Annotated in this window: 20 protein-coding genes, 1 tRNA gene and 1 pseudogene; 10 read left to right on the forward strand and 12 right to left on the reverse strand. The window is 65.1% G+C overall.

Annotated features, from left to right (window positions below; translation table 11 throughout):
• Both AC3WXD_RS15085 and AC3WXD_RS15090 read right to left on the reverse strand, forming a co-directional pair.
• Window positions 1-433: hypothetical protein (locus AC3WXD_RS15085; RefSeq protein ID WP_492324074.1), on the reverse strand; the 433-nt coding region annotated here is incomplete at its 3' end.
• A 48-nt stretch (window positions 434-481) separates the two neighbouring features.
• Window positions 482-1264, reverse strand: a complete 783-nt coding sequence (locus tag AC3WXD_RS15090; RefSeq protein ID WP_492324075.1) for a COG4705 family protein — start codon at window positions 1262-1264, stop codon at window positions 482-484.
• Between the two features lie 457 nt (window positions 1265-1721).
• Here AC3WXD_RS15090 and AC3WXD_RS15095 point away from each other — a divergent pair, with 457 nt between their 5' ends.
• The 7 genes from AC3WXD_RS15095 to AC3WXD_RS15125 all read left to right on the forward strand — a co-directional run bounded on the left by AC3WXD_RS15095 (window position 1722) and on the right by AC3WXD_RS15125 (window position 7490).
• Window positions 1722-2498 (forward strand): SDR family NAD(P)-dependent oxidoreductase, encoded by a 777-nt coding sequence (locus tag AC3WXD_RS15095; RefSeq protein WP_043365258.1) that lies wholly within the window; start codon window positions 1722-1724, stop codon window positions 2496-2498.
• Window positions 2499-2551: 53 nt separating this feature from the next.
• Window positions 2552-3541, forward strand: coding sequence for a Bug family tripartite tricarboxylate transporter substrate binding protein (locus AC3WXD_RS15100; protein ID WP_492324076.1), 990 nt, complete (start codon window positions 2552-2554; stop codon window positions 3539-3541).
• Window positions 3542-3574: 33 nt separating this feature from the next.
• Window positions 3575-4027, forward strand: a complete 453-nt coding sequence (locus AC3WXD_RS15105; protein ID WP_020200934.1) for a DUF6841 family protein — start codon at window positions 3575-3577, stop codon at window positions 4025-4027.
• A 12-nt stretch (window positions 4028-4039) separates the two neighbouring features.
• Complete coding sequence (locus AC3WXD_RS15110; protein ID WP_020200933.1) at window positions 4040-4858, forward strand: enoyl-CoA hydratase/isomerase family protein; 819 nt, start codon at window positions 4040-4042, stop codon at window positions 4856-4858.
• Window positions 4855-5787 (forward strand): alpha/beta hydrolase, encoded by a 933-nt coding sequence (locus tag AC3WXD_RS15115; RefSeq protein ID WP_082079418.1) that lies wholly within the window; start codon window positions 4855-4857, stop codon window positions 5785-5787. Before AC3WXD_RS15110 ends, AC3WXD_RS15115 begins: the two co-directional genes overlap by 4 nt.
• Window positions 5784-6536 carry an alpha/beta fold hydrolase gene (locus AC3WXD_RS15120; protein ID WP_492324077.1) on the forward strand — a complete coding sequence of 251 codons (753 nt, stop codon included), beginning with the start codon at window positions 5784-5786 and terminating at the stop codon, window positions 6534-6536. The genes AC3WXD_RS15115 and AC3WXD_RS15120 overlap by 4 nt, the downstream gene beginning before the upstream one ends.
• Before the next feature lie 78 nt (window positions 6537-6614).
• Complete coding sequence (locus tag AC3WXD_RS15125; RefSeq protein WP_492324078.1) at window positions 6615-7490, forward strand: IclR family transcriptional regulator; 876 nt, start codon at window positions 6615-6617, stop codon at window positions 7488-7490.
• A 144-nt stretch (window positions 7491-7634) separates the two neighbouring features.
• Here AC3WXD_RS15125 and AC3WXD_RS15130 read toward each other — a convergent pair whose 3' ends face one another.
• The 5 genes from AC3WXD_RS15130 to AC3WXD_RS15150 are packed head-to-tail and all read right to left on the reverse strand — an operon-like array spanning window position 7635 to window position 11920.
• A complete protein-coding gene (locus AC3WXD_RS15130; protein ID WP_492324079.1) occupies window positions 7635-8642 on the reverse strand; it encodes an NADP-dependent oxidoreductase in 1008 nt (335 codons plus the stop codon).
• Window positions 8639-9085, reverse strand: coding sequence for an SDR family NAD(P)-dependent oxidoreductase (locus AC3WXD_RS15135; RefSeq protein ID WP_492324080.1), 447 nt, complete (start codon window positions 9083-9085; stop codon window positions 8639-8641). Before AC3WXD_RS15135 ends, AC3WXD_RS15130 begins: the two co-directional genes overlap by 4 nt.
• Window positions 9086-9128: 43 nt before the next feature.
• Window positions 9129-9917, reverse strand: coding sequence for an SDR family NAD(P)-dependent oxidoreductase (locus AC3WXD_RS15140; RefSeq protein ID WP_059410756.1), 789 nt, complete (start codon window positions 9915-9917; stop codon window positions 9129-9131).
• 60 nt (window positions 9918-9977) lie between these two features.
• Window positions 9978-11072, reverse strand: coding sequence for an alkene reductase (locus tag AC3WXD_RS15145; protein WP_020200927.1), 1095 nt, complete (start codon window positions 11070-11072; stop codon window positions 9978-9980).
• On the reverse strand, window positions 11069-11920 hold the full coding sequence (locus tag AC3WXD_RS15150; protein ID WP_492324081.1) for an alpha/beta fold hydrolase: 852 nt from the start codon (window positions 11918-11920) through the stop codon (window positions 11069-11071). The genes AC3WXD_RS15145 and AC3WXD_RS15150 overlap by 4 nt, the downstream gene beginning before the upstream one ends.
• Window positions 11921-12045: 125 nt before the next feature.
• Between AC3WXD_RS15150 and AC3WXD_RS15155 the strand changes: the two genes are divergently transcribed.
• Entirely contained in the window at window positions 12046-12615 is a 570-nt protein-coding gene (locus tag AC3WXD_RS15155; protein ID WP_020200925.1) for a TetR/AcrR family transcriptional regulator, read from the forward strand.
• A 193-nt stretch (window positions 12616-12808) separates the two neighbouring features.
• Here the strand turns inward: AC3WXD_RS15155 and AC3WXD_RS15160 are convergent, their stop codons facing one another.
• Window positions 12809-14884, reverse strand: coding sequence for a TonB-dependent receptor (locus tag AC3WXD_RS15160; protein ID WP_492324082.1), 2076 nt, complete (start codon window positions 14882-14884; stop codon window positions 12809-12811).
• A gap of 329 nt (window positions 14885-15213) precedes the next feature.
• Here AC3WXD_RS15160 and AC3WXD_RS15165 point away from each other — a divergent pair, with 329 nt between their 5' ends.
• The gene (locus AC3WXD_RS15165; RefSeq protein ID WP_492324083.1) at window positions 15214-16653 is read left to right on the forward strand and encodes a PepSY-associated TM helix domain-containing protein; all 1440 of its coding nucleotides are present in this window, start codon (window positions 15214-15216) and stop codon (window positions 16651-16653) included.
• 211 nt (window positions 16654-16864) lie between these two features.
• Here the strand turns inward: AC3WXD_RS15165 and AC3WXD_RS15170 are convergent.
• A pseudogene (locus AC3WXD_RS15170) lies at window positions 16865-16995 on the reverse strand (recombinase family protein); the annotation flags it as partial.
• Between AC3WXD_RS15170 and AC3WXD_RS15175 the strand changes: the two are divergent.
• Window positions 16977-17207, forward strand: a complete 231-nt coding sequence (locus AC3WXD_RS15175; RefSeq protein ID WP_196812833.1) for an SIR2 family NAD-dependent protein deacylase — start codon at window positions 16977-16979, stop codon at window positions 17205-17207. The pseudogene AC3WXD_RS15170 and the gene AC3WXD_RS15175 overlap by 19 nt on opposite strands.
• Before the next feature lie 508 nt (window positions 17208-17715).
• On the opposite strand, the gene AC3WXD_RS15180 is transcribed toward AC3WXD_RS15175, so the two are convergent.
• From AC3WXD_RS15180 to serS, 3 genes are all read right to left on the reverse strand, one after another.
• Complete coding sequence (locus AC3WXD_RS15180; RefSeq protein WP_492324084.1) at window positions 17716-19122, reverse strand: lactonase family protein; 1407 nt, start codon at window positions 19120-19122, stop codon at window positions 17716-17718.
• Window positions 19123-19715: 593 nt separating this feature from the next.
• A tRNA-Ser gene (locus AC3WXD_RS15185) sits at window positions 19716-19805 on the reverse strand.
• Between the two features lie 80 nt (window positions 19806-19885).
• Complete coding sequence (serS, locus tag AC3WXD_RS15190; RefSeq protein ID WP_492324085.1) at window positions 19886-21199, reverse strand: serine--tRNA ligase; 1314 nt, start codon at window positions 21197-21199, stop codon at window positions 19886-19888.
• Between the last annotated feature and the right edge of the window lie 107 nt (window positions 21200-21306).

The raw sequence follows: 21306 nt of genomic DNA on the forward strand, positions 1-21306 counted from the left end.
TGTCGAAGGTTTTCAGCAGGGCGCCCGGCGCTGCCTTGCAGTCAGGCTGGCTTGGCGTATCGGCGCGCAGCGCCGCAAGCGACTTGTCGATGGCCTTGTCGAGCACATGCCAGTCTTCAGCTGCTCGCGGCTTCAAACCGGCCTCGGCCGAATCCCAGGAGACTTCCAGATCCTTGATGCGGGTCCTGGCCGCGGGTAGATCCCCCTTGTCAACGATGGCGGCCACATCGGCGGCGATGCCGCGGAAGGCCGACAGGTCGCCCAGTCTGGAGGCCGTCTTGCCCTGCGGTGCCGGGGCAGTCCGGGCCGGCGTGGCAGGTGCTGCGCCGACGTGGCTCTGATCGGCTGGCTTGGAACAACCGGCCGCCAACGCCAGGAGCACGGCTGCCGACACGGCGGCCACAGGACGAACGATCGAGTGCTGCATGGTCATGATTTCTCCTTGAGCTTGAGGAGGGAGTTAAAAGGGAGTTAAAGGGGGTTACTCGGCGGCTTGCGCGGCGCTGCTTCCGTTCATGCCGATCTGTGCAAGAGCCACAAGCATGACGATCACCGAAAGGAACAGGACACTGGTCCACATGGCCCCCATGCCGAGGCCGCCGTAGGTCTTGGCCTGCGTCAGCAGGTCGCCGAGCGCCGCGCCGAAGGGACGGGTCAGGATGTATCCAATCCAGAAGGTCAGCACGGCATTGCCTCCCATGCGCCAGGCGGTGTAGGTGATGCCGATCAGCACGCCGAACGCGACGGCGCCCCAGGTGAAGCCCAGGCCCAGTGCCTCGGTCGCCAGGTCGCCGGCGGCGGTGCCCAGAGCAAACGTGCAGAGGATGGCGGCCCAATAGAACAATTCGCGGCGGCGCGTCACGATGTCGTGGATGGACAGGGTGCGCTCGACCCGATACCAGACGAAGAAGATCGCGGCAAGCGTCACCGCGAAGGCCGAAGTACTGACGTACAGGCTGACGCCCAGGCCATCGGTCAGCAGGTCGGTGATCTGGGTACCGACCACGCTGACCAATACCACCGTCAGCCAGTAAATCCACGGGGTATGGCGGCGGGTACGCAACTGCGTGAACAAGGCGGCCGCCAGCAAGGCGGCCATGACCGCGCGGGTCATGCCCTGGCCCCAGCCCGCGTCGACCGCCAGGAAATCGGCGCCCGTCTCCCCCACCGTGGTGGACATGATCTTGATGATCCAGAACGACAGCGCGACTTCCGGAACTTTGTTGAGCCAGCCCGTGGAACTGGCCGTGGGCAAGTTGTTCATGGTGTTCTTCCGCCGAGGTGAAATGGGTTGCCATCAGTCTGACCAGGCTGACTTAGCCCTGCCATAGGCTCACCATCGGCTCACCCGCGAACCCTTCCCGGCGCGATCGGCCCGCCGCGACTCGGACAGGCCAGTTGGCCGACGAACGGCTGCTGCGTCCCCGGAAACCGTCGCCGCCCCGGCGCCTCGGCGTTCGTCTCCTTCGGGTCGAGCGGAGGCCATATGACGACGAAGACCGGCCGCTCCAAACGCTGGCGGAACGACTTCGCCGGCTGGAAAGTGGGTAATCGCCACGGCACGGAAGGAGCGCCGCCGCCGGCGAGCGCGGACGCAACGCCGGACCGCACAGCGGAACGCGCCGTTGGCGCGCGGTCCGGCGCCCCCTAGACTTTCCACACCGTCGCCCGCATGGCCCGACTTCCGGCACGTCATGGGCGACGGCCAGGAAGCCGTCTCCATGCACCTGCACGCATCACCATTCGATCTTCAAGGCCGCGCCGCCTTCATCTCCGGCGCTTCGAGCGGCATCGGCCTGCACACCGCGCGCATGCTTGCCGAAGCGGGGGCGGCGGTGGCACTGGCGGCACGGCGCACCGACCGGCTCGAAGCCGTCGCCGCCGAGTTGCGCTCGGCGGGACACAGGGCATGCGCCGTGGCACTGGACGTGACCGACGCTACGGCCATCGCGCCCGCATGGCGGGCGGCCGAGGCGGCGCTGGACCAGCCCATCGACATCCTCGTCAACAACGCGGGCGTCATTCACGTGGCGCGCTTCGTCGAGCAATCGCCCGAGGCCATCTCGCGTGTCTTCGACACCAACCTGAAGGGGGCCTATCTGATGGCCCAGGAAGCGGCACGCCACATGGTGGCGCGCGGGCGGGGCAGCATCATCAATATCGCTTCATCCTCGGGGCTGCGCGCCGGCGGCCAGATGTCGAGCTACGGCGCATCGAAAGCCGGGCTCATTCACCTGACGCAGATCATGGCGCTGGAACTGGCCGGCAAGGGGGTGCGCGTCAACGCGATCGCCCCGGGCAACATCGAAACGGACATGCACGCCGAGTTCGCCGGGCGCGGCATCGAGGAGGGAATTCTCCGGCGGATTCCCATGCGCCGGTTCGGCAAGCCGTCGGACCTCGACGGCGCGATGCTGCTGCTGGCGTCCGATGCCGGCCGGTACATGGCCGGGGCGGTCATTCCCGTCGACGGCGGCCAGGTGCTTAGCTGGATGTAGCAACGCCTTTCGCATCAAACCAGAACCAGAACCAGAACTATCAGGAGACAACCATGCATCACAGAACGCGCACGGCGCTGGCCGGCGTGCTGGGCAGCGCTTTGCTTTCGCTCGCCCCGCTTTGCATCGCGGAGCAGGACTATCCCTCCAAGCCGGTCAAGATCGTGGCGCCATACGCGGCCGGCGGCGCGATCGACATCGTCGCCCGCACGCTGGCGCAGCCGCTCGGCCAGGCGCTGGGCCAGCCGTTCGTGGTCGACAACAGGACCGGCGCGGCCGGCAATCTTGGCGTGGATGTCGTGGCCAAGGCGCCGGCCGACGGCTACACGCTGACCGTGGCGCTGAGCTCGAACCTCATGATCAACCAGTTTCTGTACACGAAGCTGCCCTACCAGCCGGAGAAGGACCTCAAGCTCGTCGCCAAGGTCGCGGAGGCGCCGCTGGTGCTGGTCGTGACGTCCGGCATCCACGTCGGCAACCTGGCGGACCTGCGCAAGTACGTGCAGTCGCACAAGGGCAAGATGTCGTACGGCTCCTGGGGCGTCGGCACGATTTCCCATCTGAGCGCCAGCCGCCTCAACGACCTGCTCGGCGGCGACATGGCGCACGTTGCCTATCGCGGCGAATCGCCCATGATCAACGATCTGGTCGCCGGCAACATCCAGGTGTCCTTTGTCACGGGCGCGCAGGCGCCCCAGTTCATCGCCGCGGGGCGGCTCAAGCCGATCGGCGTGACCGGGCCGGCGCGGCTGGCCGCATTGCCCGACGTCCCCACGTTGACCGAGACCGGCATCGACGACGCGCTGCTGCGCGCGGTGGGCTGGGTCGGCGTGGCCGTGCCCGCCGGCACGCCGGCGCCGGTGGTGGACCGCCTGGCGCTGGAACTCGACAAGGCATTGCGCAAGCCCGACGTGCAGAAGCGCATCCGCGACCTGGGGTGGGCGCCCAGCTTCCAGGGCCCCGTCGACGTGGCGGCCACCTACCGGCGCGAAGCCCCGGTATGGAAGCAGGTCGTCCGTGAATCCGGCGCCAGGCTCGATTGACCGAATCGATTCACCCCGAGGAACACCCACGCCATGAGCACAGACCGCACCGCCGTCCGCGAAATGAATAGCTGGTTCTTCGACACCTACCTGCCCGACTGGGTGCGGATGGGGGCCGACACGGACCACGATCCCGAGGCCATCCTGAAATACTGGGGCGCGCCGCTGCATGCCGCTTCGGTCAACATGACCCGATGCCTGCACACCGGAGACCAGGTCATCGGGCTGCTGCGGGCCAACCAGGCCCCCCTGCAGGCCGAGCGGTACACCCATACCGTCGTGCTGGACCGCGCCGTCAAAGGCTACAACCACAACGCCGGATCGATCGACGTGATCTGGTCGCGGCGGCGCGCCGACGAGAGCGAGATCGAACGCCGCGCCGTGCATTTCGGCATCCACCGCACGGACAAGGGCTGGCGCGTGGTGTCCGTCGCCAGCGCGCTGACCGATCGCACGTCGCTCGCCGACATCTGGGAAACCGTCTGACGGAGCAACGACATGACCGCATCCACCCAATCCACCGGCGAACCGCTGATCCGCCATGCCATGCGCGACGGCGTGGCGATCGTCACGCTGAATCGCCCCCCGCAGAACCGCCTGACCCGGACGCTGTATGCCGAGCTCGAGGCCGCCATCCGTCATGGCGTGCGCGCCGGCGCGCGCGCCATGCTGTTCCGCAGCGAACTCGACGACTTTTGCCTGGGCGGCGATTTCCGCGAATGGCCTCACCTTGAAACGCACAGTGCCAGGCGCGAGCGCTTCGGCTATTCGAACGGCATTCTCAATGCCATCGAATCGTTGCCGATTCCCACGATCTGCGAGGTCAACGGCCGCGCCTATGGCGGCGGCTTCGAGCTTGCGCTGCATACCGACCTGATCTTCGCCGCCGAATCGACGCGGTTCCGCTTCACCGAAGCCACGCTGGGGGTTTCGCCTCTGGCGGGCGGCATCCAGCGCATAGCGGAGCGCTGCGGCCGCGGCGTGGCGGCGCGCCTGGTGATGCTGTCCGAGGAAATCACCGCGGCCGAGGCGCTCTCGCTGAACATCGTCGCCAAGGTCGTGCCCGACGGTGCGCTGGCCGAAACCGCCATGCGGCATGCCATGCAGCTGGCCGCCGGTCCCACGCGCGCGCATGCCGTGACCAAGTCGGTGCTCGGCGCCTGGTCCGCGGGCGGCGTGCGGGCCGCGGACGAAGTGATGATCGAGCAGGTTTCCGTGCTGCTGGCGACCGACGACGTGCAACGCGGCGTGCAGTCGGCCATCGCGGCCATCGAAGCCGGCCTGCCCCGGCCGGAAGTCCCGTTCCACGGACAATGAAAGGCAACGACATGATGCAACCCGAAGAACACTACATCCCGGCCGAAGGCGGAATCGAACTGCATGCCTGGGTCTTCCGGCCGGCCCCGCACGACGGGCCCGCTCCCGCCATCACGATGGCGCATGGCTTCTCCGGCCTGAAATACCGCGGACTCCGCGAGTATGCCGAGCGCTTCGCGGCCGCGGGCTTCGCGGTGCTCGTCCACGATCATCGCAATTTCGGCCTGAGCGGCGGCGCGGTGCGCGGCGACATCGACCCGTGGCAGCAGATTGCCGACTGGCGGCGCGCCATCGGCTACCTGGCATCGCTCGACGGCATCGACGCGAAGCGAATCGGCATCTGGGGCACGAGCTACGCCGGCGGCCACGCCGTGGTGCTGGGCGCCACCGATGCGCGGATTCGCGCGGTCGTGGCGCAGGTGCCGATCGTCAGCGGCTACGAGCAAAGCCTGCGCCGCGTGGCGCCCGACGCGCGCGCGGCCCAGCAGGCGCTGTTCGACGACGACGAACGGGCGCAGTTGCGCGGCGAGCCGCCGACGATGCAGCGCGTCGTCAGCCTGGACCCGGCGGTGCGCGCGGTCTACCGGTCGAAGGACATGATGGACTACCACAACGCCTACGACATTCCCGACGGCGTCGAACCCAGCGAATACGTGACGTTGCGCTCGTCCCGGCTGTCGCAGCTCTACGAGCCCGGCCACTGGATTCCGCGCATCGGGCCGAAGCCTTTGCTGATGGTCGTCGCCGAACACGACGTCGTCACGCCGACCGACCTGGCGCTGGCAGCTTACGAGCGGGCCGTGGAGCCCAAGCGGCTGCGCCTCATCGCCGGCGGCCACTTCGACGCATACCGGAAGTCGTTCGAGGCGTCCAGCTCGGCGGCGCTGCAGTGGTATCTGGAACATCTGATGCCGGAGGTGAGAGCATGACGCAGGGCATCGTGGTGCTCGTGCACGGCTATCTCGACGGCCCGGGCGTCTGGAGCCGCCTGATCGGCCGGTTCGCGCCGCAGGGCTGGAAGATTGTCCCGGTGGCATTGCGCTCCGGCGCGGCCGGGGCCGGGCCGGACCGTCAACTCGAAGGCTATGCCGCGGACGTGGTGCGTCAGATCGGGGAAATCACAGCGGACGCGCCGGTGCCGGTGGTCGTGGTTGGCCACAGCATGGGCGCCCAGGTGGCGGAACTGGCCGCGCTGCAACTGGGCGACCGACTCGCCGGCCTTGCCCTGATCACCGCCGCACCGCTGGCCGGCTATCCGCTGCCGCCGGCTGTCATGGCACGGTTCGCCGCACGGGCCGGACTGACGGACCGTGAGGCTATCGGCGCGGGCAAGCGCGGGCTGGCGGTGGAGCTCGATGCCGATGCGCTGGACATCCTCGTCGATGGCACCGTGGCGACACGGCGGGAGGATGCGCTGGCCCAACTGCAGGCATGGACCGGCGGCCACCCCGCCGGCCGGACGCCATCGGCTTTGCCCTGCCCCGTCCTCTGCGTGGCGACCGACGACACGTTCTTTACCGAAGACATCATCGCGGCCACGGCCACGCGCTTCAAGGATGCGAGCCTCGAGAAGGTGCCGCGTGCCGGCCATTGGCCGCAGCTTGAGCAACCGGAGGCGCTTGCGGAAGTGCTGAGACGCTTCCTTGTATGCCGTGCCAGAGGCGATACACTTCGTTGACGCGCTGCCGCGCACGAGCGTGGGCAAGTACGACAAGCGCGCGATGCGGGAACGCTGCCAGCGGAAAGAGGAGACGCCGTGAAAAAAGCATCGGGCAAGGCAGAAACTCCGAGCGTGCTTGCGGCGCGCGCGGCGGCATCCGAAGCGCCGGACAACGCGGGCGCCGTGGCGTCGATCATCGCCGAGGGATCGGACCGGAATTTCGTCGAGGCACTGGCGCGGGGCCTGCGCATCCTGCAGGTGTTCCATTCCAGCGAGGAGCGGCTCAGCAACCTCGAAATCGCCCACCGCTGCGGTTTGCCCAAGTCCACCGTCACGCGCCTGACCTATACGCTGACGACACTCGGCTTTCTCCATCACATCGCGGATCTCGGGCGCTATCGCATTGGCCTCGCCACGCTGACACTGGCTCATGTGGCGCACGCGCGGCTGGACCTGCGCGCGGCCAGCGACGCGGCGCTTCAGGCGCTGGCCGACAGTACCCACACCATGATTTCCCTTGGCATACGCGATGACCTGTCGGTGCTCTATATCGATTGCCGTCGCAGCCAGTCGACCGCCGTCACGCTGAACCTCGACGTCGGCAGCCGGCTGGCGCTTGGGACAACCGCCGTGGGCCGGGCGCACATCGCGATCATGGGCGCGGCGGAACGGCGCTCCGTCATGCAGCGGCTCCAGGCACTGGGGGAAGCGCAGTGGCCAGCCATCGAGCAGGGTATTGCACGCGCGTTCTCGGAACTGTCGGAAATCGGCTGCGTCACGTCGTTCGGCGAATGGAACAAGGAGATCAACGGCATCGCGGTGCCACTCAGGCTCGGTGCCGAACTGCCGCCAGTGGTCATCAATGCCGCAGCGCCATCGCGAACCATGTCCGCCGGGCATTTCATCTCCGACGTCCGTCCGCGGCTGATTGCCACGGCCCGCATGATCGAGAACCGCTATCAGCATCACTGATGACGATCCGCCCGCAATTGGGCTTTTTCCGGACACCAAGACTTCGTCCGGCCGGCCATATCGGTTCGCGCCGCGGAGAAGTCACCGCTCGGGCTGACCAGAAATGAACGCCACCGCCTGCCCCTCCCTGCCTGCCCCTCCCTTTCAGGGCTGCTTCACCTTGACGATCACCTTTCCCTTCGATCGCCCATTCTCGACATAGGCCAACGCATCTGCCGTGGAGTCCAGCGGATACACTCGATCAATGACTGGCTTGATTGCGCCGGAGTCGATCAACGAACCAATCTCGCGCAATTGATCTCCGCTGGCACGCATGAACACGAACGAGTAGCTGATGCCCTGCTGCTTGGCCTTCTTTCTGATCCGATAGCTCAGAAGGCGGATCACCTGCTTCAACGGCCAAGATAAGCCTTGCTCCACCGCGAACTCCGGGCTGGGAGGGCCGGATATGGAGATGAGTTTTCCGCCGGGCTTCAGCACGCGCAGCGACTTCCCAAGCACGTCGTTGCCAAGGCTGTTCAGAACGACATCGTAGCCATGCAAGGCATCTTCGAAGTGCTGTTTCCTGTAGTCGATGACAATATCCGCGCCCAGGGCTTTCACCCAGTCGATGTTGCTCGTGCTGGTGGTCGTGGCCACGAAAGCGCCGAAATGCTTGGCGAGCTGAATGGCGATCGTTCCCACGCCACCGGAACCGGCGTGGATCAGCACCTTCTGCCCCCTTTTCAATTTCGCGGTTTCGACCAGAACCTGCCAGGCGGTCAGGCCGACCAGAGGAATGGAGGCCGCTTCCTCCATGCTGAGGTTGCTGGGCTTCAACGCCAGCGCACTTTCCTTTACCGCAATAAGTTCGGCGAACGTGCCAATGCGATCCTGGTCCGGACGCGCATAAACCTCGTCGCCTGGCTTGAATCCCCGCACATTGGCCCCGACACGGACGACGACGCCAGCCACGTCATTTCCGAGAACCAGAGGCAAGCGATACGGCAGGATCAGCTTGAACTCGCCTTTCCGGATCTTTGAATCCAGGACGTTGACGCTTGCCGCATGGATCTGCACCAGAACATCATCCGTCCGCACTTCAGGTTCGGCCACCTGGCCGATCCGCCCACCGCCTTTGCTGCCGTAACGATCAATGATGAAGGCTTTCATGACTTCTTCCCGATGAATGGAAACGCCGATGCGAGTACGGCCTCCACCAGAACGGCCGCCCGGATTCCGGTGCCCGCATGATCTGTGATCCGCCCGGCATCCAATGCACGAATGCCCGCTCGAACGACAGAGGGCGTCTGCATCATGAGGGCCTTCAGTTGGGGAGTCATTCTTTGCCGCGCGACACTTGCGAGGCCTGTATCCGTCAGTCCCGGGCAAAGCGATGTCACCGTCACGCCATCACGCTTGAACTCCCGGTGAGGCGCCTCACCAAGCCGAAGAACATACGCCCGCAACGATTGCGCCAACGCTGCAAGCCGGTCCAATCGACGGGCAACGAGTACCAGTTGGTGGCCAAGCTGCGCATATTGCTTGGCGAACGCTTCACCGAAGCCGGTGGATGCGCCGGAGATGAGCACCGATGTGTCGTTATCTGGTTTCATTGGACTGGCCTATTCACAATAAGGGATGTATTTGTTCGGCACCTCAGGAAACCGTCCGATAACGTTCTGCGGCGTGTGCCTGCCTGATACCCGAAAGCAGGGCCTGCCGAGCGGCGTCAAGGCGCTCCCAGCGTTCGGCATCGTGCAGCGGCGGGATGGTCACGAGTTCGCGGCGATCGAAGCCGGCCAGTGCGGCATCGACCAGCTCGCTCACTTCCATGACTTCGGGCAGCGTGTTGACGTCAATGCCCGCGCGTTCCCATATCTCGGTGCGGGTGGCCGCGGGAAGCACGGCCTGGATATAGACGCCCTTGGGCAAGAGTTCCAGGCTCAACCCTTGCGAGAGGAACAGCACGAAGGCTTTCGTCGCGCCGTAGATCGACATTCCGAATTCCGGCGCCAGGCCGACGACCGAACCGATGTTGACGATTGCGCCTTCACCAGCCTGCGCCAGCCGTGGGGCAATGGCGCCGGCAAGCCGTGCCAGGGCCGTCGTGTTGAGCGTGACAAGCCGATCAATGCTGTCTGCTGTTTGCGCAAGGAAGCTGCCCGATTGGGCGGCTCCGGCATTGTTGATGAGGACACCAATTCGGGCGTCGCTGCGCAGGCGCGCCTCGACCGCCTGCAGGTCATCGGCCCGGGTCAAGTCGGCCTGGAGCACCTCGACGGCGACGCCGTTTTCCTGGCGCAGACGGGCGGCCAGCGCATCCAGTCTGGCCTTGTCGCGTGCGACAAGGACGAGATCGTGGCCACGACGCGCGAAGCGTTCGGCATAGGTTGCACCAATGCCGCTGGAGGCGCCGGTGATAAGGACCGTGGAGCGAATGGACATGGGCTTGTTCTCTGAATTTCAGTGTTTGCGAGGCCGTGCCGAAGCACGGCCCCTTCGGCTTTACTGGGCGCTTGTTCCGGCCAGCGCCGGGTAGTCGGTGTATCCCGCGGCGCCCCCGCCGTAGAGCGTGGCCGGGTTGAAGGCAGCCAGCGGTGCACCGGCCTTCAGTCGCTCCACCAGATCGGGGTTGGCAATGAACGGACGGCCGAAGGCGAACAGATCTGCCTTGCCTTCGTCGAGGCGCGAGGTGGCCAGTTCCAGGTCATAGCCGTTGTTGGCGATGTAGGTGTTCTTGAAACGCCGGCGCAGCGCATCGTAGTCGAACGGCGCTACATCGCGCGGGCCGCCGGTCGCGCCCTCGACCACATGCAGATAGACGATGCCCAAGGCGTTGAGCTGGTCGGCGATGTAATCGAACTGTGGCTGCGGATCGCTGCTGGAGATGCCGTTGGCCGGCGAAACCGGCGAGATGCGTACGCCCGTGCGCCCTGCGCCGATCTCGGCCACCACGGCAGCGGTGACTTCCAGCAGTAGCCGTGCGCGGTTTTCGATGGAACCACCGTAGGCATCGGTGCGGACATTGGCCCCGTCCTTGATGAACTGTTCCAGCAGATAACCGTTGGCGCCATGAATCTCCACGCCATCGAAACCTGCGGCGATGGCATTGGCTGCGGCCTGGCGGAAATCGTTGACGATCCCCGGCAACTCATCGAGCGCCAGCGCCCTCGGCTCGGAAACGTCCACGAAGCTGTTGTTGGCGAAGGTCTTGGTTTCGGCGCGAATGGCCGACGGTGCTACCGGCGCAGCGCCGTTCGCCTGCAGGTCGACGTGCGAGACGCGGCCGACATGCCAGAGTTGCAGGAAGATTCGCCCGCCCTTCGTATGCACGGCATCAGTAACCTTGCGCCAGCCGTCGATCTGCGACTGCGTGTAGATGCCGGGCGTGTCCTGGTAGCCCTGTCCTTGCTGCGAGATCTGCGTGGCCTCGGAGATCAGCAGGCCCGCCGATGCACGCTGGCTGTAATAGGTCGCGGCAAGTTCACTCGGTATAAAGCCTGCACCGGCACGATTGCGCGTCAACGGTGCCAGCACAATCCGGTTGGAAAGCGTCAACGGGCCGAGGGTGTAGGGATCGAACAACGTCTTGCCACTCATGCTTTTTCCTCCAGAAACTGGATTGCATGCTTCAGGAAACGCTCGGGATACTGGTATTGCGCGCCATGCCCGGCATCGGGATAGATCAGCAACTGAGCGTTGGGAATGTGTTGGGCCAGATGCCAGGAATTGATTGAGGCGATCATGATGTCGTTGGTGCCGTTGAGCACCAGGGTCGGCTGTTTGATCGCATTCAAATAGGCATAGGGGTTCTCGCTCGACAGCGGTGCGAAATAAGCCGCGTGTGCCTGGGCCTGCGCTTGTGCAACCGCCGCCGAACTGGGTGGGTCCTGGTCAGCACGGAGATGGCGCCGTTCCCAGAAGGCCAGCCCGGCCTTCTTCGCCGCATCGGAGTGGCCGAAGAACAGGTAGAGAAAGTCTTCGGCGGTCGGCACGGGATTCGGTGCGATTTCCAGCACCTTGGGTGCCATCGTCGGATCGCCGCCACGCAGGCCGGTGCCGAGCAACAGCAGCTTGCGTACCAGTTCTGGATGGCGCAGCGCGACCTCCTGCGCCTGCATGCCGCCAATCGAGAAGCCGAGCACATCGACCTGCAACAGGCCCAGCGCCCGGATCACCAGGGCAATGTCGTCGGCCAGGTCTTCGATCCGGTTGCGCGGCGTGCCTGTCGAGGAGGCGATGCCGCGGCCGTTGAACAGGATGACTTCCCGACCTTCGGCCAGGCCGTCGGTCAGCAGCGGGTCCCAGTGATCCAGGCCGCCACGGAAATGCTGGACGAAGAACAGCGGTGGCTGGCCGCTGGCGGCGTTGCCCCAGCGGCGGTAGGCAAACCGGTCGCCATCGGCTTCGATGAAGCGCGTCGGCGCGGTCAAGTGGGTATCGGTCATGGCATCGGCTCATCAAGTCAACGGAACTCAATGATGATGACCATCATCATAACCGTCAATAACTTTGATGATGATCGTAATCAATGTAGTATCCAGACTTTGGATGAAGAAAAAGGCGTGCTGGCATGAAAGTCACCAAGACACAGGCGCAGGAGAACCGGACGCGCATCGTCGAGACGGCTTCCGAATTGTTCCGCGAGCACGGCTATGACGGTGTGGGCGTTGCGGACTTGATGGCGGCCGCCGGCTTCACCCACGGCGGGTTCTACAAGCACTTCGGCTCCAAAGCCGACCTGATGGCGGAGGCATCGGCCTGCGGCATGTCGCAGACTGTTGCCCTGACAGGTACGGTGGACGTCCCCGGGTTCGTACGGCAATACCTTTCCCGCGAACACCGCGATGCTCGCGCCACCGGCTGCACGCTAGCGGCACTGGGCGGTGACGCCGCGCGTCAGCCCGAGGCAGTCAAGGCCACGTTCGCGGCCGGAATTGAAGGTCTGCTGGCAGTACTGGAGCGCGAAGACACGGAACTGGACGCGGCCGATCGGCGAAAGGCACGCGCGAGGAGGATCGACACGCTTGCCCATTTGATCGGGGCGGTCGTGCTGTCGCGTGCGTGTCCCGACGACTCCCCGCTGGCGGACGAAATCCTGGAGGTCTGTCGCGCCGCACTTCTCGCACCACACATGAACTAGGCGTTTTCGGTCTTGAAAACACCGATGCGGCAAGGCGCCGCCAGTGGACATTGAAGCCGGGCGCGGCGCGGCGGCGCGCGGCACCTCGGTCACGAAGATCGGCCTCGCGCGCTCGTCTACTGAGCGCCGCCGCATCGGCAAGCGCCAGGGTTTCGTCCGGAATCCGCCACGACCGACGGGATGCCGGATGTCGTCAGAAGCGGTAGTTGACGGCCAGTTCCACCCGGCGGCCGGAGCCCTGCAGCCACTGCGTGGGGTTGTAGTAGGCAGTCGTCACGTAATGCTTGTCGAACACATTGAAGCCGCGCAGCGACAGCGTCGTATCCTTGCGCGGGCGCCACTGCAGCAGCACGTCGGTCGTCGTGTAGGCCGGCATCTCCAGCGTGTTCGCGCGATCGGCGAAGCGGCGCCCCACGTAGCGCAGGCCCGCGCCAGCCGTCCAGCCCGGCAGGAAACGCCAGGTCAGCCAGGCATTGGCCACGCGTTCGGGAACGTCGGTCGGCACATTGCCCGCGCGTGAAACAGGCGCGCCGCCCACCGACTCCGTGAAGTCGTCGTAGCGGGCCTGCAGCAGCGCGGCATTGGCATCGAGACGCCAGCCCGGCAGGAATTCGAGTCCGACGGTGGCTTCGATCCCCCTGGAGGACTGCTGGCCCACCTGAACGCTCTGCGCGGGGTTGAACACATCGCGTGTGACCAGGTTGTTCTTCACGATCCTGTACGCGGCGAAGGTCCATTCACCCTTGCTCCGCCAGAACGACTGCTTCAGGCCGACTTCCACCTGGTGGCCCGTGGACAGGCTGAAGTTGCTGTTGGCTGGCGAGAGCATCAGCAGCGCGCTGACGGGGTCGGCCGCCGCCGAGTACTGCGCGTAGACAGCGAGGTTGTCGGTCAGGTTGTAGACCGTGCCGGCACGCCACCCCACGTGCGAGAACGACTTGTCATAGGCTTGCTGGTTGCTGGTCAGGTCGTGGCGCGTGATGTCGGCATGGTCGTAGCGCAGGCCGGCCAGCACCGACCATTTCGGCGTGATCTCCAGCCGGTCCTCGAGGAACAGCGCGTACTGCGTAGCCTGGTTGGCGTAGCGCGGCGTGGTGCCCGCCACGTTGATGAACGTGCCGCGGTCGAACACCTCGGGATCGACGACGGAACTGCCCGAGTACGGCGCATTGTTCGTGTGCTGGAAGGAGGCGCGGTTCAGGTCATAACCGGCCGAGACGTTGTTCTTCATGCCGAGCAGGTCATGGCGGATCGCGGCATCGGACGTGTTCCCCACCTGCCACTGGTCATGCAGGATCTCCGTGTAGGAGGAGCGGTTGATCAGTCCGCTCGCCGGAAGGTAGTCGTAGTACTCGGCGTCGCGCCAGTGCCGCTTGCTGTCGATGTAGTACAGCCGCGAACGGACCGTGAGGTTGCTGTTCGGCGTCCATTGCGCGGACAGCTCGGACCATTGGTCGTCGTACTTGATCAGGCTGTCGCCGACGTTGTAGTTCCTGGTCCGCAGCGCCGGGTCCTGTTGCCCGTTGACGAGCGGGACGCCGAAGTATCGCGGTGGCTCCTGCCATCCCTTGGCATAGCTGAGCTTCACGCTCAACTCCGGGGTGGGGTCCCACTGCAGCGCGCCGGAGACCGACAAGTTGCGCGAGTTGCCGAAATCGACCCAGCCATCGGAGCGATTGCCGCTCACGTCCAGCCGGTAGGACCACTTGTCGTTGATGGCACCGCCGCTGCCGAAAGCCAGCCGTTGGGTGTTTTCCATGCCGATGACCGCCTGGATTTCGTTCTCGATGGCGCCGCGCATGGGCTTCTTGGGCACCACGTTGACCACGCCGCCGATGGCACCCTCGCCATAGATGACGGAGGCCGGGCCGCGCAATACCTCGATGCGCTCGACCGACCATGTATCAAACGGAAAGGTCACGCCAATGCCGCCGTACTGGCGCAGGCCGTCGTAGAGCCGCATGACCGATGTGGCATCGGTAAAGCCGCGCGATGACAACGACGCGCCGCCGTTGCCCGGATGGCCAAGGCTGGTCATGCCGGGCGCGCGAGTGATGGCGTCCACCAGCGAAGCGTCACCGCGCTCTTCGATCCGGTCTCGCGTCATGACGTCGACACTGGCGGGCGTCTGCATGAGCGTCAGGCCAAGGTTCGAGCCCGTCGTGGTCGGCTCCCGCAACCCGGACACGGCCGACGCATTCACCGTGACCGGGGCCAGCTCCCGGATGTCGGCGCCGGGCTCCGCCGCGTGCGCGAGGACGTGAGGCATGCAGGCGGCCCCGGCAGCCAGTGCGAGAAAACGTTTGCGAGGAAGGCAGCGGGACATGGATGAGCAGGCGGCAGCCGCACGCGGCGATGCACGACCTGGAAGTGGAGGAATGGGCACGCATTGTATGAATCCGGAGGCAATGACGGCATGCGGCACAGGGACGCACAACCAGTCAGGCCCGTGAGCCCGGGCATGTCCGATCCGCATGCCCGGAACGGCCTGGCGTGCATGGAAGAACCGGAAAGGATCCAGCGCGGCCATTGGTCGCACGAGCCGCAATCACGTGCGCGGTATGCTTGCGACCTGAAAGCCGCCCCGCATTCATTCCCATGAGCAAGAGTCCCCCGCCCACCGTCGCTGCCGCGGCCTGCGCCTATCGCATGCTCTGGCGCTGGCATTTCTATGCCGGCCTGTTCGTGATGCCGTTCCTGATCGTGCTGGCGATCACCGGCACGATCTACTGCTTCCAGCCACAGATCGAGCCGCTGCTCTACCCCCATCTGCTCAAGGTCCGTCCGGCCGGTGAATCCATGTCCGCGCAGGCGTTGCTGGATCGCGCGCGCGCGGCCGCGCCAGCGGGCGCCGTCGCGACGACGTACACCATCGATCCCCGCCCCGATGCCAGTGCCGAATTCATCTTCCGCCTGCCGACGGGAATGAGCGAGAGCGTCTATCTGAATCCCCATTCCGGCGAGGTGCTGGGCCGCCTGAGCGTCGAGGACCGTTTCATGAAGCAAGTCCGGATGCTGCACCGCGCGCTGCTGGCCGGCAAGCCCGGGGAGCTGCTGATGGAACTGGCCGGCTGCTGGACGCTGGTGATGATCGCCACCGGCGTGGCCATGTGGTGGCCGCGCCTGCGTGCCGCCGGCATCGGGGCATTCCGGATGGCCAATGCAACGAGCAAGCGCGGATGGTGGAAGGAGATCCACCTGTTGCTGGGAGCATGGCTTGCGCTCGGCGCACTGGCCTTCGTGCTGTCCGGCCTGCCGTGGACGGCATCATGGGGCAGGCAGTTCAAGGCCATCACCACCGCGGCGAACCTGGGCCGTCCCGATACGGGCACGGCTGCGCACCAGCACGGCAATCCCGTCGCACAGCAGCGCCAGCAGGCACCACATGACGCGCCTGCTGCGCGCGGCTCGCACAGCCACACCATGGAAAGCCTGCCGCTGACGGACGTGCCCTGGGCCACCGGGTTCACGACGGTGCCGACAGGTTCCTCCGGGCACACGCCTGTCGGGCTCGACCGCGTCCTGGAAATCGCAAAGGCGCGTGGCGCGTCGGCGGGTTGCCAGATAGCATTGCCGGCGTCGGCCAGCGCCGTCTACACGGTTTCCTGCTTCCCGAGCGATCCGCAAGGTGAACGCACGTTGCATATCGACCAACATAGCGGCGACGTTGTCAAGGACATCCGGTTCGCAGACTACGGCGCCGTGGCCAAGGCCGTCTCCTACGGAACGTCGCTGCACATGGGGCGCTACTTCGGGCTGGCCAATCAGATCGCCTGTGCGACGATATCAATTGGCCTGATGGCGCTGGCCGTCACCGGATGTGTCATGTGGTTGCGGCGCAAGCCCGCGCGGACGCTTGGCGCGCCGTCCCATCCGTCGGCGCTGCCGGCCATGCGGGCATGGGTGATCGGGCTGGGGTTGCTTGGCGTGATCTTCCCGATGATGGGCGTCACCCTGGCAGGGGTCTGGCTGATCGATCGGATGATTGCACGCGGCAAGGGTACGCCGCCGGCAGCGTCGGAGCGCGTTGCCGCGTGAGGCAGGCGCATCGCGGCGTGGTGGCTGCGCCGATGCCGGAGGCGCAGCGCGGCGCGGCGCGATGCGCATGCCCTGAACCCGCGGCTTGGGAAGCGCCACGACGCAATCCATCGTGCTGTTTCCTGGCGCGTGCATCGCAGGTTCTTTGACAGCAAGGCCGGGAGATTTGGACATCGCGCCGTGAATCTCGACGGCAAGCAAATGGCCTCGCGGGCCCTGCCTTCAATGTGCCGCCCGACCGCTTCCCGGAAAAAATAAAACCGACGCCTGCTGGTGCAGTGCGTCGGTTTGAGCGTGTGTTTCTTGTTCCTGCGTGCTTACCCTTGCGTACCCGACTAACATTCTTCCCGAAACTGTTCATTGATGGCCGGCTTGTGATCGTTGAGATCGGCGCGGGACAAGCCATTTCGACCGTCAGGCGCTTCGGCGAGCGCTGCGACGGCCGCTTCATCCGGATCAACCCCAGCGACTGGCAAGTGTCCCGCGCGCGTGCCATCGGTCTGCAGGGCAACGCACTCGAAACTCTTCGGCAGATCGACGATATCAACGGCTGACGGCCCCGCCCGCCCACATCCGTGGTCGCGGGGCCGTTCTAGCAGATACCGGTGCCCCGAGTGCACCAGCAACGCGGAAAGGTCCGTTATGACCATCTCCACGGCCACGGGCCGCCTGGAGAGCCGAGGTCCGCCTGCGATATTGAGACCGAGACTCCCGCTGGCCAAGGAGGGCCACTGACGACCCGGAGCGGACAATCGACGATCCCGAAAGCGGCCATTCAGGGTGACGCAGTGCGGTTATGCGTTCGGATTACTAGCCCAACTTTCTTGAGCGCTGTGGAGACGCTGGCTTGCGCACACGCGCAGGAGCTGGTCTGGGTGCCGAAGCGGCAACGACCCAAGGCGGAGATCTGCCATAGATTGGAAGACGTTGCCGGCGGCGGCTACCACTGAACGGCGCTCGCCGCGTTTCCGTCGCGACACGCATGCCGAGTGCGACGGCGACCTACGGCAAGATCGCCCCCCTCCCCGGACTCAGTCCACGGGGAGGGGCACCTCAGTCCCGCTACGGTGCGACGATAGCAATGCCGTCCGTCCCGGCCCCTGCTGCGAAAGGCGATCCTGCGATGGACGTCAATGCACCCGTGGTCGCATCGACACTGTAGGCGTAGACGTTGGCGCTGCCTCGACTCGCCACATAGGCAAACTTTCCGGCGGGGTCGACCGTGATGAACTCAGGGGCTGACCCCGTCGCAAATGGAGATCCGGTCATCGGCGCCAACGCACCAGTGGTGGTGTTGATCGTGTAGGCAGAGATGGTGCTGTCACCGTCATTCGTCACATAGGCGAACTTTCCGCTTCGGTCGATCGTCACGGCGTATGGATTGGACCCCGCCGTGTAAGGAGAGCCGACGACAGCTGTCAATGCACCGGTAGTTGCATCGACGCTGAAAGCCGAGACCGTACCGTTATTTGAACTTGTCACATAGGCAAACTTCCCACTGGGGTCGATTGCAATTGTGGTCGGCAGAGGCGTCGAGAATGGCGATCCGGCAATAGGGGTCAAGACACCGGTGGTCGCATTGATGGTGTAGCCCGAGATCGTATTGGAGGCGCCGTTCGTCACATAGGCGAACTTCCCGCTGGGATCGACCGTCACGCTACGCGGACTGGCGCCTGCTGCAAAAGGCGAGCCTGCGACCTGAGTCAGGGCACCGGTGGCCGCGTTGATGGTGTAGGCTGAAACGGAAGCGCTGGAATTGTTCGCCGCATAAGCAAATTTTCCGCTAGGGTCGACCGTGACCGAGATCGGATTTAATCCTGCCGCAACGGGCGATCCCGCGACGAGGCTCAGTCCACCGGTGGTGGCGTCGATTGTGTAGGCGTAAATGTTATTGGCCGCAATATAGGCGAACTTCCCGTTGGGAGCGACAGCGACGGCCTGTGGATGCGCACCGATAGCAAATGGAGATCCGGAGATCTGCGTCAGTGCGCCGGTGGAGGGATTGCCGGTATAGACCGAGACGTTGGAGTCCACCCAGTTTGTCACATAGGTGAGCATTGGCACCAGCACGCAATTGACGGTGACATTGGTCACATTGGCCGTTGCCGTCCCATTCCCAGCTGTCACGCTGCAAGTCTGTTTCGGCGAGGTTGGCTGGGTCTTGATGGTGACGGCATAGCCTGCCCCGCTGCTCAAGGCAGTGGCAAAGGTGAAGCCGCCATTGGTCGCCATCGCCAGATCATCCCCGGCATTGTCCTGCAGTACCAGACCCGAGCCGCTCAGGCCGCTAACGGTCCCACCGATGGTGTACGTGTTGGGGGCAGAGATTGGCGCCGAAATGGGTGCGGCAGTGGCAACGGCCGGCGAATCTCCGCCGCCACAGGCATTGAGGAAGAAGCACAAGGAGGCCGTGGCTGATATCAGCCAGGAACCCCGGCGAAACGGGACAGTTTGATCAGAGCTTTTCATTGCCTTCTTCTTGGTTGCCGACGGAACCTATTCCAACGGCATGTGAAGCTGTTTCTTGAGCATTTGTAAGTAAGCGCCGCCCCGAATTGCTCGACAAGAATTCTCCTCTCGGCATGCATCGGACCATCACGTTCAATTCGGTATAGTCGGACAGGTCGCGCCTCGAGCAAAGGCGAGCGTCCGGTCGTCGGGACTGCAACTACCACCGATCAGACTGGCCGCTTTCCGGTAACTGAATTCCACTGAACAGCCCCTGGAGCCGTACCGGCCTTCGCGTTTATCGCATCACGGCCGTGCGATCGCAGCCGAAGCACCGGAGAGGCACCTCTACGGTGGATTGCACGCAATGTGGGCCCTATTTCAAAACGGCCGCTTGTGGCCGAACTCGGCCATACCCCTCCCCTAGACCATCCCCAGCCCTCTAGGCAGTTCCCCCTAGTCCCACTCACCACGGCGCTGCGGGTTCGAGTGGAGGAGCTCAAACTGCCCAATTATCGGCCAGCATGACACTCATCAGTTTGATAGTCGCACTGTGAGTCGAAAAACAAAAACCCCCGTAGATCATTGATTCTACGGGGGTTTTTCTGTATTTCTGGCGGAGAGGGTGGGATTCGAACCCACGGTACCGTCGCCGGTACGCCTGATTTCGAGTCAGGTACATTCGACCACTCTGCCACCTCTCCGGTAACTTGGTCGCGTGTCGCGAAGAACAAGATTATAGAGTGAAGTCCACCGCGACCGCAAGTCCCTTACGCGAGAAAATTTATGCCTCGGGTTCGAGGCGCGCGAGGCCGCCGAGGTACGGCTGCAGCGCGGCGGGCACCGTCAGCGAGCCGTCGGCGTTCTGGTAGTTCTCCAGGATCGCCACCAGCGTGCGGCCCACGGCCAGGCCGGAGCCGTTGAGCGTGTGCACGAGCTCGGGCTTGCCCTGCGCCGTGCGGAAGCGGGCCTGCATGCGGCGCGCCTGGAAGTCGCCCATGTTCGAGCACGAGCTGATCTCGCGGTAGGTGTTCTGCGCGGGGATCCACACTTCGAGGTCGTAGGTCTTGGTGCTGCCGAAGCCCATGTCGCCGGTGCACAGCACGATGGTGCGGAACGGCAGGTCGAGCTTCTTGAGGATCGCCTCGGCATGGCCGGTGAGCTGCTCGAGCGCGTCGAACGACTGCTCGGGCGGCACCACCTGCACGAGCTCGACCTTGTCGAACTGGTGCTGGCGGATCATGCCGCGCGTGTCGCGGCCATACGAGCCGGCTTCGGAGCGGAAGCACGGCGTGTGGGCGACGAAGCGCAGCGGCAGCTTGTCGCCGGCCACGATGGCGTCGCGCACGATGTTGGTCAGCGGCACCTCGGCGGTGGGGATCAGGTAGAAGTTCTCGGTGCGCTCGCCGCCTTCGTTGTTCTCGCCGCCGACCTTGCGCGGTACCTTGAACAGGTCTTCCTCGAACTTGGGCAACTGGCCGGTGCCGCGCATCGACGCCGCGTTGACGATGTAGGGCACGTACATCTCGGTGTAGCCGTGCTCGAGCGTGTGGGTATCGAGCATCAGCTGCACCAGCGCGCGGTGCATGCGCGCGAGGCCGCCGCGCAGCATGGCGAAGCGCGAGCCGGTGACCTTGGTGGCGGTGTCGAAGTCCAGCCCCAGCCGCGCGCCCACGTCCACGTGGTCCTTCACTTCGAAGTCGAAGCTGCGCGGCGTGCCGACGCGACGCACTTCCACGTTCTCGGTTTCGTCGCGGCCCACCGGCACGCTGTCGTGCGGCAGGTTGGGAATGGCCAGCATGGTCTCCGCGAGCTGGGCCTGGATCTCGTCCAGGCGCGCGGCCGAGGCCTTGAGCGCATCGCCGATGCCGCCCACTTCCGCCATCACGGCCGAGGCGTCCTCGCCCTTGCCCTTGAGCATGCCGATCTGCTTGGACAGGCTGTTGCGGCGCGCCTGCAGTTCCTCGGTCTGGGTCTGCAGTTGCTTGCGCTCGGCTTCGAGTGCCTGGAAGGCCGCTACGTCGAGCTGGAAGCCGCGCGCGGCAAGGCGCTGCGCCACGGCGTCGATGTCTTTGCGGAACAACTGGATGTCTAGCATGTTGCGTGTGTGGAGGGTGCTGGGCCGGCGACATGCCGGCGGACCCGCCATTTTACTGCACTGGCCCCGCCGCCCGCCGTTCGGCCAGGCGCGGAACAGACGGCCGC

Source organism: Cupriavidus sp. FW216-B1 (genome assembly GCF_058789195.1).

Coding starts and splice junctions, on each gene's coding strand:
- AC3WXD_RS15155 (WP_020200925.1), top strand. CDS start 12,046: ATGAAAGTCACCAAGACACAGGCGCAGGAGAACCGGACGCGCATCGTC.
- AC3WXD_RS15120 (WP_492324077.1), top strand. CDS start 5,784: ATGACGCAGGGCATCGTGGTGCTCGTGCACGGCTATCTCGACGGCCCG.
- AC3WXD_RS15165 (WP_492324083.1), top strand. CDS start 15,214: ATGAGCAAGAGTCCCCCGCCCACCGTCGCTGCCGCGGCCTGCGCCTAT.
- AC3WXD_RS15160 (WP_492324082.1), bottom strand. CDS start 14,884: ATGCCTCACGTCCTCGCGCACGCGGCGGAGCCCGGCGCCGACATCCGG.
- AC3WXD_RS15140 (WP_059410756.1), bottom strand. CDS start 9,917: ATGTCCATTCGCTCCACGGTCCTTATCACCGGCGCCTCCAGCGGCATT.
- serS (WP_492324085.1), bottom strand. CDS start 21,199: ATGCTAGACATCCAGTTGTTCCGCAAAGACATCGACGCCGTGGCGCAG.
- AC3WXD_RS15115 (WP_082079418.1), top strand. CDS start 4,855: ATGAAAGGCAACGACATGATGCAACCCGAAGAACACTACATCCCGGCC.
- AC3WXD_RS15100 (WP_492324076.1), top strand. CDS start 2,552: ATGCATCACAGAACGCGCACGGCGCTGGCCGGCGTGCTGGGCAGCGCT.
- AC3WXD_RS15130 (WP_492324079.1), bottom strand. CDS start 8,642: ATGAAAGCCTTCATCATTGATCGTTACGGCAGCAAAGGCGGTGGGCGG.
- AC3WXD_RS15145 (WP_020200927.1), bottom strand. CDS start 11,072: ATGAGTGGCAAGACGTTGTTCGATCCCTACACCCTCGGCCCGTTGACG.
- AC3WXD_RS15090 (WP_492324075.1), bottom strand. CDS start 1,264: ATGAACAACTTGCCCACGGCCAGTTCCACGGGCTGGCTCAACAAAGTT.
- AC3WXD_RS15150 (WP_492324081.1), bottom strand. CDS start 11,920: ATGACCGATACCCACTTGACCGCGCCGACGCGCTTCATCGAAGCCGAT.
- AC3WXD_RS15135 (WP_492324080.1), bottom strand. CDS start 9,085: ATGAAACCAGATAACGACACATCGGTGCTCATCTCCGGCGCATCCACC.
- AC3WXD_RS15095 (WP_043365258.1), top strand. CDS start 1,722: ATGCACCTGCACGCATCACCATTCGATCTTCAAGGCCGCGCCGCCTTC.
- AC3WXD_RS15105 (WP_020200934.1), top strand. CDS start 3,575: ATGAGCACAGACCGCACCGCCGTCCGCGAAATGAATAGCTGGTTCTTC.
- AC3WXD_RS15110 (WP_020200933.1), top strand. CDS start 4,040: ATGACCGCATCCACCCAATCCACCGGCGAACCGCTGATCCGCCATGCC.
- AC3WXD_RS15180 (WP_492324084.1), bottom strand. CDS start 19,122: ATGAAAAGCTCTGATCAAACTGTCCCGTTTCGCCGGGGTTCCTGGCTG.